The sequence below is a fragment of the Alkalitalea saponilacus genome (assembly GCF_900168165.1).
In the GTDB taxonomy this organism is placed as follows: Bacteria; Bacteroidota; Bacteroidia; order Bacteroidales; family Marinilabiliaceae; genus Natronoflexus; species Natronoflexus saponilacus.
In genome coordinates this window covers 1-4,852 of the sequence record NZ_FUYV01000048.1, presented here as the reverse complement: position 1 = coordinate 4,852, position 4,852 = coordinate 1, and the positions used below count along the sequence as shown (strand labels likewise).

The window sequence follows — 4,852 nt, the reverse complement described above, 5'->3', positions numbered from 1 at the left end:
TTCTTCAAATTCAATTAGGATTAAAGTCCTGTGAATGTTAATGTTAAAAAAATAGAATTCTCCACCATAAACACAATCGGCGTCTGGCCTTTCATTTATCAAATCATGCGGTGTTTGCCAACTACTTTCCTCAATGTCTGATATTAGCTGTTTGACTGCATTTATCAATTTTGAGTTTCCCTGATTTTTTTTAACCAGTTTGGCCAGAATGTGTTTGTTAGTAATTCTCAATTCGCTTAGGTTTTATCATACTACGTCAAAGATACGATTAAAGTTCGGAAATAATAAGAACAATGCAGGTTTTTTCGTTGCAATTGCGCATAACGGTCACATATATGAAATGTTGGGGCTGCGGTGTGCGACTTTATCTGCCGTTACAAATGCTGGGGCGGGGCAGAAAGATTCGCATAATCACTACATCCCCAATATTTTATATATGATGTTGTGGGTTTGTTGCTTATATATTTTAATTAATTCTTTGTTTAATGCGATTTTTTAAGACAATATGATTCTATGTAAAAGCGTTGCATAAGATAACTCATAGAATCAGTTTCAAATCCCATTCTTAGCCAACCTATATCCCCATTCTCAAATTTAAATGGCAAATATGGTTGCTCATAGCGTGGAACTTCTACAAAATTATATCGAATATGGGTTAAGAAAAAAACCTGATTAGCAATCCAAGGCATACCAGTTTCAACTTTTTCACCCTTAGATGCAGTCCTCACGTAGGAATACGTCGGTTGGATACCAGACATTAATTGCAATAAAACATCACTGCCAGTTTTAATTGTTATTTTTTGAGAGGGATATTTCGAAACACTTAATACAAAATTTTGTTCTATAATAAAAGTAAAATCAATTATTTGGTCTTCATTTACATCTAAAAAAATTGTATCATAAAGAACTGTATCCATTTCACCCATTATAATTGTATTGATGCTCATGAGGGGCTCTAGTATGTTATAAAATAGTTGATTACCTCTGCTATCACCTGTTTTAAAAACAGATGATTCTTCAATTTCTTGTTTGCAAGATGTAATTAATACGATAAAAATTCCGATATAGATTATGTTTTTCATAAATAATATGCTAATATTTTACAATCTTTTCACGTCTGATAATTTCCCCATTATTCATTATTGCAATAATATACAAACCGCTATTCAAAAAGGCAGTTTGAATATGATTAATATTTGCATTAAAATTATCATATACAAGTTTGCCATCGAAACTATAAATTCTTATTTGAAGATTAGTATTAGAATTTAATTCAATGGGTTCAATGTATAAAATATCTTCAAACGGATTTGGAAAGATCCGAATATTCGAATTTTGAATAACCTCATTAACACTAATAAATTCTGATAGATTAGATACTTCTACACTTTTTAAAAAATATTGGTTAGATAAATCATCAGTGCAGTTAAAATTATTATTTAATATGTAATCATTATGATGAGATTTATAGCTTAAAGATATTTTAATATTACCGCCTTTTATATGAGTACCAGGTTTAAGGACAATGGACGTCGGAGCTTTTATTTCCCCTGTCGAATTATTGGAAATAAAATCTCCTCTATCTCCACCCATATAAAAATCATTCTCACTATAAATATTAAAATTAGTATTCAAATAGTTATTCTCAAACATTGGTATTGGCCCATTATAAAAAGGAGGATAAGGCTGGTAATTTCTAATAACATCAAAATTACTAAAGCTTTTAATAATAAACACTTCTCTTTCAAGGTTGCAAACTGATTTTAGAGTAGCGAATATAGCAATGCTTTTGGGTTGAGTATTGTGTTTTTTTAAAAGGAATTCCCTTTCATTTAAATATGTAGTTGATGCACCTTCTGGAACAACACCGAATTTTATGTCTGTAACTTTTAGGTTTGAATTTGGATTTATTATAAAATCTAATTTGTTAATTGAAAAGGAAGATACTCTAAAATTGACATATGAGTCTTCGTGGACTGTTTCAAGAATATTAATCTTTCTAACTCCAAAAATGCCAAGAGGCTTATCGTAAAGAGGTATTCCCAAACCACTTGGTTCATTATGAGGTGTACCGGGTGCCCAGATAAAAAACTGTCTAACTAAATTATCAAATTTAACATCACCTGTAATTTTAAAAGGTGTAAATGATGAAACTGTCCCTTTATCATTGCCCAAAAAACCAGTAATAATACCTGCTACCCCTCCAATTATTGGTATTGTGTTGGCTATAGTAGAACCAGATATTTCACGTAGGGTGCTTTCAAACCATTTACCTTTATTATCATCAGCAAGTTTGGTCATATCTTTTAAAAATCCTTGAGGAGTAGAAAAATATTGTTTTCCTAAAGCAATTGATGCTGCAGATTTTTTGATTACAGAGTTTACTGCCTCAAACGTAGTGGGATTTTTCTCGGTTACTTCACTTAATTTATTGGCAAATAGGTCAATGTGCCCCTGATAAACACTTTTTACTTCAAAAGCATAACCCAATCCAGCAGGTTTATTTGGGTCGTATGTTGTAAAATCAAAGTCGACATATGCCCATTCGCCAAGTGTTGCCTTACATATAGCTATCTGGTTGTGTGTTGCACTATATGAATCAAGGTAACCCTTATCACGTGAGTCGGATGCAAGAGCTGAGGTTGTAATAGAAGGATTTTTATGGCTTAATGTAATGGCATAATAACTCTGAGGTGTAATTCTAAAATCTATGAAAAACAATCTAACAATACCTTTAAACTTGTTATAAAGAATAAAATGAGGCCATGGTTGCTCAATTGATGGTGTTCCAAAATCACGATATAACAACACCCATCCATCACTCGGGTACATATCCCGAGTTGCATTATCTCCAGTATTTAGAGCAATTGCAGCTGAACCTTGATTGCCAAACCATGGCATTTTTCTATTAACAGGTGGTTGATTCGCTTCAACATATAATTGCACGGTTACATTTTCATACCATTTCCAATTTGGGTCGGTATTTGGGTCATTGACCGACATTGCTCTTGTTGCAAGTTTTGGTAATTGGCTAAAAGCACTAAATTGGTGGCAAATTATGCCTAAAAATAAAACTACTAATACTTTTCTTTTCATATTCATTTACTGTATGGCTCGTTAAAAATCTCAAATTGATATATGGTTTTTTTCTGCAATTATGACTAACGGTAAAAATTCAATTTTATAAAAGACTATAAATCTAAGCTATACTATCTTACCGTTATCTTAAGTAATCAATGTCTTTGGTATAGGGGGAATAACCCACAACGGTCCGCAAATATATGCAGTTGCCGATTGCGGGCTACTTTCCTGTCGAAACGCACTGAGGTTGAAGCGGCGCAGTTGGTTACAATATCCGAGCGAAAAACGGCAATTGACATATATTTTGCTGTTGTGTTCAGTTTTTCTATCCCTCAAGATTTGAAGTAAACAATTCATTTAATTTATTCCTTAACAATTGTTTATCTATCAATTTGGTTTCGTATTGGCTGATAATTGTAGGAGAGGTACTTCTGTTTAATGAAATCTCAACAATATTTTCATCTTTTGTTCTGCACATTATTATTCCAATGCTCGGATTCTCGTGAGGTTTTTTTACATTATTATCTAATGCTCCAAGATAAAAATCCATTTTTCCCATATATTCAGGTTTAAACTCTCCTACTTTTAGTTCCAATGCAACCAAACAATTTAATTCCCTGTGATAAAACAACAAGTCAATTGAGTAATCTTTGTTCCCAATTTGTAATCTGTATTCTTCTTCAATAAATAGAAAATCTTTCCCAAATTCAAGGATGAACTCTTTCAGGTTTGTTAGAATTGCTTTTTTAAAGCTGTATTCAGAATAATTATCCTTTAATCCTAAAAACTCAAATGAATAATAATCTCTAATGTGTTCATTTATACTTGGATATATTTCTCTCGCTACTGGTGAGATATTTTCTTTTGACAGCATAGAACGTTCAAACAGACCACTTTCTAATTGTCGTGAAAGTTCCTCTTTTGAATATTTTTCTCGTGCTGTAAGTTTTATGTAGAATTCCTTTTCTTCCTCGGACTTGGTCTGTGAAATGATTAGCATATTATTCGTCCAACCAATTTCTCTCACCAGCAGTGAGAGTTTTTCGTTTTTATGATATGTTTCATAAAACTGCTTCATTCTCCATAAATTCTGAGATGAAAATCCTTTTGAGTTTGGTTCTGTTTCTCTCAAAAAGTCAGACAAATTTCTAACAGTTCCACTTCCCCATCCGTCTTTTACGCTTTTGCTAGAAATAAAATGCCCAATATTCCAATACAAGTCAATCAGCTCATTATTGATAACCTTAGCAACTTTTTCCCTTGCTTCTTTTATCATTGCAAGAACTTCTTGAAAAGCTTTTTTATCGTGTTGTTCTAATCCAGTCATATTACAAAGGTAATCAATATTCTATTTTGTCATTATCAATATGTTTCGGCACGTTTAAAATTGAACACAACGGTTACATATATGAAATGTTGGGGCTGCGGCGTGCGTCTTTGTCTGCCGTTGCAAAAGTTGGTGCGGGGCAGAAAGGTTCATGTAAACACCACACCCCCAATATTTTATATATGATGTTATCGCTTCGGTGTTCTTTTTCGTCCGTTGATTAGTCAGGTATTTTTTTGTGTGTTGGGACAGACACTCTCTTTGCCATGCTTTGGTTGTAGCGTTGGCTGGTGTGGCTTGGCAATGTGAGTGGCTGTTGAGCGTTGGAATTTTATATCAAATTATATTTTTCACTTGGCGGAAATAGTAAATCTAGCCCCTTAGGTTTGATTTTAAATATCGGTCCTTTTTCAACTACTTTTCCGGTTGAATTTCTCTTTATCA

Annotated in this window: 4 protein-coding genes; all 4 read right to left on the bottom strand. The window is 32.9% G+C overall.

Translation table 11 applies throughout. The annotated features are described in order from the left end of the window. Nucleotides 1–231, bottom strand: a 231-nt coding sequence (locus tag B5X70_RS17385; protein WP_079559174.1) for a type II toxin-antitoxin system HigB family toxin, incomplete at its 3' end; no start/stop codon positions are given. A 251-nt stretch (nucleotides 232–482) separates the two neighbouring features. After that, the gene (locus B5X70_RS17380) at nucleotides 483–1,082 is read right to left on the bottom strand and encodes a hypothetical protein (protein WP_079559173.1); all 600 of its coding nucleotides are present in this window, start codon (nucleotides 1,080–1,082) and stop codon (nucleotides 483–485) included. Nucleotides 1,083–1,092: 10 nt separating this feature from the next. After that, on the bottom strand, nucleotides 1,093–3,096 hold the full coding sequence (locus B5X70_RS17375; protein ID WP_157666533.1) for a T9SS type A sorting domain-containing protein: 2,004 nt from the start codon (nucleotides 3,094–3,096) through the stop codon (nucleotides 1,093–1,095). A 310-nt stretch (nucleotides 3,097–3,406) separates the two neighbouring features. Then, the gene (locus B5X70_RS17370) at nucleotides 3,407–4,408 is read right to left on the bottom strand and encodes a PDDEXK nuclease domain-containing protein (RefSeq protein WP_079559171.1); all 1,002 of its coding nucleotides are present in this window, start codon (nucleotides 4,406–4,408) and stop codon (nucleotides 3,407–3,409) included. Nucleotides 4,409–4,852 lie beyond the last annotated feature (444 nt).